Source organism: Fusicatenibacter sp. (genome assembly GCF_977045365.1).
The window spans coordinates 1-6,896 of record NZ_CDRRUH010000085.1 but is presented as its reverse complement, the minus strand read 5'-3'; the positions used below and the strand labels follow the sequence as shown (position 1 = coordinate 6,896).

Below are 6,896 nucleotides of genomic sequence, written 5' to 3'. Positions count from 1 at the left end.
CGTTCGCGATAAAGATATCGTGGAACGAATGAATCGGAATCGTGTGGAGACGGCTGGAAAGATGCGAGTTTGGATAATTGGTCACGATGAAATCCACCTGGCCGGATTCCAGCAGATCGACACACTGGGTCGAAGTCTGGTTTGTCACCTTGATGTGGACATTCGGAAAGGAGCGGTGGAAACGGTTCAGGTATGGAACGAGGAAATAGCGGCAGATTGTGTCGCTTGCGCCGATGCGGAGCTGGCCGCCGCCAAGCGTTCCCGCTTCCATAATCTGTGCTTCACCGCGCGCAATCAGGTTGATCGCAGGCTCTACGTGGCGCAGCAGCGTCTCACCCTCGGGAGTCAGATGTACACGCTTCGTACTGCGGATAAAGAGGGTAATTCCAAGTTTTTTCTCCAGCACCTTGATCGACTGGCTGACCGCCGACTGCGAGATAAAAAGCAGCTTGGAGGCCTCGGAAAAACTGAGTGTGGTGGCAACGTAATAGAAAACCTTATATAACTCGTAATTAATATCCAAAATAAGCACCTCTTATAAAATATGATACCTTCACTCTAGCACACTTCCCCGAAAGAATGCAAGAAAAAATCTGCCGGAACCGTGAACTTTTTCTCCTCTTTTTCGAGTAAGAGAAAATTCACAGTTCCGGCAGATAAGAAAGGGGAATCAGCCAAGCACTTTGGCGATGGTGGACAAAAGACTGTCGACCTCGATCGGCTTTGCGATATGGGCATTCATGCCGGCGGCAAAAGCCTTCTGCTTATCCTCCTCAAACGCATTTGCCGTCATGGCGATGATTGGAGACGATGCTGGCATTGACAATCGTGCGAAGATCGTGCATCACATCCGGCAGATGGACTTCTTTTTCCTCAATCTTGACACGGCCGCTCTCAATCCGGCTCATATCGAGCACATCGTTGATGAGGCTTAAAAGGTGCTGGCCGGAGGTGGAAATCTTATTCAGGTATTCCTGTACTTGGTCCGGCTGATTGACATGGGCGGCGGCCAGAGCGGTAAAGCCGATGATCGCATTCATCGGAGTGCGGATGTCGTGGGACATGTTGTTGAGGAAGGCTGTTTTGGCACGGTTGGCATGTTCCGCCGTGTTCAGTGCGTCCACCAGAAGCATCCGAAAAACAGATTTTGTTCCGGAATGGAAATGGGAAACAAAGAGAAATAAAAGTTACTTTACATATAAAAGAGTGGAACAGGGAGAAACTTTGAAAAAAGTTGAAGAAAATTACAAATTATTGTGGAATATGTGGAAAAAATATGGTAGGATGGGAGAGAAGAGAAAAGTAGTTTTCAAAATGTTACTTAACGTTCAACGAAAACTCTAAGGTTACAAATAAAACAAAAGAACAAGAGGAGAAGGAAAATGGAATTTTTACCAAAGCCGAAAGAGGTAAAACTCCTGACGGGGGAACATGCACTTTGCTATGACGGCAGAATCGTACTGGAGGGCAGACTGCTGGGAAATGGGGATACGTATGCGAAAGTGCTGCAGCAGGGAATCCAAAAGGAAACCGGAATGCAGTATGAGATGGGATATGGTGTTCCGGGAAGAAAAGAGACCGGTGCCATTGTACTGGGACTGGATGAGACGCTGAAAAGCCAGCAGTACGTACTGCAGGTGACAGAAGAGAACATTACGATTCAGGGCGGTGACGGAGCCGGCGTGCTCTACGGCGTGCAGACGCTGTGCCAGATGATACACGAATACGGTGCACTGCTTCCGGCTGTGCGGATCGAGGATGAGCCGGATCTGCCGGTGCGCGGCTATTATCTCGATGAGACGAGAGGCCGTGTGCTGACACTTTCCTATTTAAAACAGGTGGCAGACCGCATGGCGTACTACAAGCTGAACCAGCTGCAGCTCTATGTGGAGCACACGTATCTGTTTTCGGGACTTTCCGAGATGTGGCGCGATGAGACGCCGCTTACGGCAGAGGAAATCCGTGAGCTGGATGCATACTGTGCAAAGCTTCATATCGAACTGGTGCCGTCAATCGCAACGTTCGGCCATCTGTACATGCTGCTCTCCACAAAGAGCTATGGCGATCTCTGTGAATTCCCGGACAGCTGGAAAGAGCCGTTTTCCTTCTGGAACCGGATGCAGCATCACACAGTGGATGTCTCCGGCGGCAGAGCGATCGAACTGATCAAGGCAATGATCGAGGAGTACATGGCACTCTTTACCACAGATAAATTCAATATCTGCGCGGATGAAACGTTTGACCTCGGAAAAGGAAAATCGAAACCGCTGGCAGACGAGAAAGGCGTTCACCGTCTGTATATCGACTATGTAAAAGAGCTCTGCGAGTTTCTCGTGGCAAAAGGCAAAAAGCCGATGTTCTGGGGCGATATCATCTGTGCACAGCCGGATCTGATCAAAGAGCTGCCAGAGGAAACCGTCTGCCTGACCTGGGGCTATGCAGCCGAGCAGAGAGAGCATGAGGCAAAGGTGATGGCGGAAGCCGGTGCAAGACAGTACCTCTGTCCTGGTGTCGGCGGCTGGAACCAGTGGATGAACCTGGTAGAGAACAGCTACAAAAACATCACACGGATGTGCGGCTATGCGAGAAAGTATCATGCGGAAGGTGTTTTAAACACTGACTGGGGTGACTGCGGCCACATCAACCAGCCGGACTTCTCCCTTCCGGGGATGATCTACGGAGCTGTCTTCTCCTGGGGAGACGATACCGACAGCTTTGAGGAACTGAATGAACAGATTTCCCGTCTTGCCTACGGCGACCGGAGCGGAAAATTCGTTTCCTACATGGCAAAAACGGCAGAATGCTCCATCTTTGACTGGTGGGATGCCAACGTCGTTTACGAGGAAAAAGTGCTCGGTCATCCGAACAACCGGAATGCGCTGTTTGACGCGAGAATCCAGGATGAGGCGAAGCGTGCAGCTGCAAAGGAAACAATTGCGGCTCTGAAAAAAGAACTGAAAAAGACAGCCGGTGCTCTGGAAGAATCCTGCCGTCCAATGGTTCCGGTGCTGGAACTCACGATGGATGCGATTGACATCTGGAATGAGACGGGCGCGAGAATGTGCGACATTGAGCTTGGAAAAGAAAAGGATGAGACAGCCTGCGCGGCACTTGCGGGACGGCTGGAAACCTGGTTTATGAAGTATAAAGCATCCTGGAGAAGCATCAGCAAAGAAGGCGATCTGCACCATATTGCTGAAATCGTGTTCTGGTATGCCGACATTCTGCGGGGAAGAAAACCGTACGAAAAATAGAAAAAATCTATTTGTGAACAAAAATGAACACGAATAGAAAATAAATGAACGATAAAAAGTAACAAAGAAAACGAAAATTTACATAAAAGTGAACAAAAACACTTGACTTTTGGACGGAAATGGACGAAGATAGAAGTATCTGATCGAAAGATCAAAATGTCCGTATGCCGTGACAAGAGAGAAAGAAAAAAGAAAAACTATTTTCAAAGGAGGAAACATCAAATGAGTAAAATCATCGGAAACAATCTGCCGGATATGCCCTGGCAGGAGAAACCAGCAGGAGAGCACATGCCGGTATGGCGCTATGATCAGAACCCGATCATCGGCCGTTACGAGCAGAAACGTTCCAACAGTATCTTCAACAGCGCAGTCGTACCGTTCGAGGACGGATACGTAGGTGTATTCCGCTGCGACAGCCGTTCCATCAGCATGGACATCTTCGTTGGAAGAAGTAAAGACGGTATCCACTGGGAGATCGAAGACGAACCGATCAAATTCGAGGGCGCTGACGAGGAGATTCTGACCAGAGAGTATCGTTATGATCCGCGTGTCTGCAAAATTGACGACAAATACTATGTAACCTGGTGCAACGGCTACCACGGCCCGACCATCGGTGTTGCTTACACCTATGACTTCAAGAAATTCGTTCAGCTTGAGAACGCATTTCTTCCGTTTAACCGTAACGGCGTACTGTTCCCGAGAAAAATCAACGGCTACTACATGATGATGAGCCGTCCAAGCGATAACGGCCATACACCGTTCGGCGATATCTTTGTCAGCCAGAGTAAAGATATGGAATTCTGGGGAAGACACCGCCACATGATGAGCCCGGTACGCGGCGACGAGTCTGCATGGCAGTGCACTAAGATCGGTGCCGGCCCGGTTCCGATCGAGACAGATGAGGGATGGCTGCTGATCTACCACGGTGTAATCACAACCTGCAACGGCTATGTATACCGTATGGGATGCGCGCTGCTGGATATCGACGAGCCGTGGAAAGTAAAATACAGAACCAAAGACTACATCATGGCTCCACTCACACAGTACGAGTGCATGGGTGATGTTCCGAACGTTGTATTCCCTTGTGCGACCTTAAGCGATGCTGCAACCGGAAGAATCACAATCTATTACGGATGTGCAGATACCGTAACCGGTATGGCATTCACAACCGTAGATGAGCTGCTGAACTATGTGAAAGAGAACAGCCTTTAATTTATAAGAAAACTTAAAAAGCGAAAAGTCCGCCGGGCTTACGGGTGAAAGAAGCCTGCAGGTCCGGCGGACTTTCTTTTTAAAAATGACCCCATGGAAAGCATAAGGAGGCACTATGAAATTTGTAAAAGAGCGTGTGAACGTGATCTGCCAGGAACTGGCGAGACTTTCGATTTCACAGAAAATCAAAATCACCGATATGCAGGTGAAAAACGGCTGCTATATCACACCGGCAGAGGCCGATGCATCAGAAGAGCCGTGGACATCGTTTGATACGGTCAATGACCGCTGGTACGGACCGGACAAACATTACTGGTTCCGCACCACCATCACCGTTCCGGAGAGCTTCGATGGAAAAAATCTCTGGATGAGAGTCCATGCAGGACTGGACGACTGGGATGACGGAAGAAACCCGCAGTTCCTGCTGTTTGCAAACGGCGAAGTGATCCAGGGTATGGACATCAACCACCGCGAAGTACTCGTAAGAGAAAACGCAAAAGCCGGCGAAAAAATCCAGCTCGACCTGCAGTCCTACACCGGAACCCTGCACAGCGAGTTCCGTCTTCTGGCAGACCTTGAGGAGCATGATGCCAAGATCGAAGAAATCTACTACGATCTGATCGTTCCGATGCAGGGCCTGAACCGCATGGACGAGGACAATAAAACGCGTCTGGATCTCGAAACCGAGCTGACGAACACCATCAACCTGCTGGATCTGCGCAAGCCGTACAGCAAAGAGTTCTACGCTTCGATCGAAGAGGCTGAAAAATACATCCAGGAAGCCATCTATGAAAAAATGGGCGGCTGGGACGAAGTCGTGGCAACGTGCATCGGCCACACCCACATTGATGTGGCATGGCTGTGGACGATCGACCAGGTTCGTCAGAAATCCTGCCGAAGCTTTGCAACGGTATTAAAACTGATGGATGAGTATCCGAACTATCATTTCATGTCAAGCCAGCCGAAGCTCTACAGCTTTGTAAAGGAAAGACACCCGGAAGTATACGAGAAAATCCGCCAGAGAGTCAAAGAAGGACGCTGGGAGCCGGAAGGCGGCATGTGGGTTGAGGCAGACTGCAACCTGACTTCAGGAGAGTCCCTCGTGCGCCAGTTCCTGTTCGGAAAACGCTTTTTCAAAGAAGAGTTCGGCGTGGACAACAAGATCCTGTGGCTGCCGGATGTCTTCGGATACAGCGCAGCGATGCCGCAGATTCTGAAAAAATGCGGAATTGACTACTTCATGACGACCAAACTGGCATGGAACGAGTTCAACAAAGTGCCGTACGATACGATGAACTGGGAAGGTATCGACGGAAGCAAAGTATTCACCCATATGATCACAACGCTCGGCGTCGGACAGCCGGAGACGAGCTTCTTTACCACATACAACGGAATGCTGCACCCGGATGCCATCATGGGCGGCTGGGACCGCTACCAGAACAAGGACATCAACAACGATATCCTGATCAGCTACGGCTACGGAGACGGCGGCGGCGGCCCGACCAGAAGAATGCTCGAGACATCCAAGCGTATGGAAAAAGGCATCAAAGGGGTGCCGAAGGTACGTCAGGCATTCGCAAGAACGTATTTCGACGAGCTGCATGAGAAAGTAAAAGACAGCAAACGTCTCCCAACCTGGATCGGCGAGTTGTACTTTGAGTTCCACCGCGGAACATACACCTCCATGGCACGCAACAAACGCGGCAACCGTAAGAGCGAGTATGCGATGATGGAATTAGAGCTTCTGTCCGTTTTGGCTGAAAGCACTGGAAAAGCATATCCGACCGAAGAACTGAACCGTATGTGGGAGATGATCCTGACCAACCAGTTCCACGATATTCTGCCGGGATCTTCGATTCACGAGGTATATGAGCAGACGAAGAAAGAATATGCAGAGATTGCGGAGACATCAGCAGAACTGATCGGCGAGCGCATGGAAGCACTCTGCGGAACAAAAGACGAGAGCGTGACCGTATGGAATACTCTCGGCCACAGAAGAAACGACGTTGTTGTACTCGGTGAGACCGCGGCAGAAGCCATGACCGACGGAACCACCGTATATCCGGTACAGCAGACGAAAGACGGAGCCATTGTCTATGCAGAAAACCTGCCGTCCAAAGGATATCAGGTTCTGCGCCCGACGAGCGGAGCCGCTGCGGAAACGCCATTTGCTGTAACAGAAGCTGGAGAGGGCTATACCCTTGAGACTCCGTTCTACACGATCCAGATCGATGCAAACGGTGAATTCACTTCCCTGTTTGATAGAGAGAACGACCGCGAAGTGCTTCAGAGCGGAACAACCGGCAACGAGCTGCGTATCTATGAGGACAAACCTCTGCAGTACAGCGCATGGAACCTGGATATCTTCCACACCGAGAAATCCTGGAAGGTGGAGGGTGTACGCCGCATGGAGTGGACAGAAAACGGTCC

5 protein-coding genes and 1 pseudogene are annotated in these 6,896 nt (G+C 50.2%); 3 read left to right on the top strand and 3 right to left on the bottom strand.

From position 1 onward, the window contains the following. From ACY2VW_RS13535 to ACY2VW_RS13525, 3 genes and pseudogenes are all read right to left on the bottom strand, one after another. On the bottom strand, nt 1–523 hold a 523-nt coding region (locus ACY2VW_RS13535; protein ID WP_461878408.1), incomplete at its 3' end, for a LysR family transcriptional regulator. Between the two features lie 147 nt (nt 524–670). Next, complete coding sequence (locus tag ACY2VW_RS13530) at nt 671–793, bottom strand: response regulator (RefSeq protein ID WP_461878409.1); 123 nt, start codon at nt 791–793, stop codon at nt 671–673. Between the two features lie 10 nt (nt 794–803). Next, nucleotides 804–1,127, bottom strand: a pseudogene (locus tag ACY2VW_RS13525) (sensor histidine kinase); the annotation flags it as partial. Between the two features lie 255 nt (nt 1,128–1,382). On the opposite strand from ACY2VW_RS13525, the gene ACY2VW_RS13520 reads away from it, so the two are divergent. The 3 genes from ACY2VW_RS13520 to ACY2VW_RS13510 all read left to right on the top strand — a co-directional run. Continuing rightward, nucleotides 1,383–3,254, top strand: coding sequence for a beta-N-acetylhexosaminidase (locus tag ACY2VW_RS13520; protein WP_461878407.1), 1,872 nt, complete (start codon nt 1,383–1,385; stop codon nt 3,252–3,254). A gap of 222 nt (nt 3,255–3,476) precedes the next feature. Beyond that, nucleotides 3,477–4,466 carry a glycoside hydrolase family 130 protein gene (locus tag ACY2VW_RS13515; protein WP_195530672.1) on the top strand — a complete coding sequence of 330 codons (990 nt, stop codon included), beginning with the start codon at nt 3,477–3,479 and terminating at the stop codon, nt 4,464–4,466. A gap of 115 nt (nt 4,467–4,581) precedes the next feature. Further along, on the top strand, nt 4,582–6,896 hold a 2,315-nt coding region (locus tag ACY2VW_RS13510), incomplete at its 3' end, for an alpha-mannosidase (RefSeq protein ID WP_461878406.1).

Coding starts and splice junctions, on each gene's coding strand:
- ACY2VW_RS13515 (WP_195530672.1), top strand. CDS start 3,477: ATGAGTAAAATCATCGGAAACAATCTGCCGGATATGCCCTGGCAGGAG.
- ACY2VW_RS13530 (WP_461878409.1), bottom strand. CDS start 793: ATGACGGCAAATGCGTTTGAGGAGGATAAGCAGAAGGCTTTTGCCGCC.
- ACY2VW_RS13520 (WP_461878407.1), top strand. CDS start 1,383: ATGGAATTTTTACCAAAGCCGAAAGAGGTAAAACTCCTGACGGGGGAA.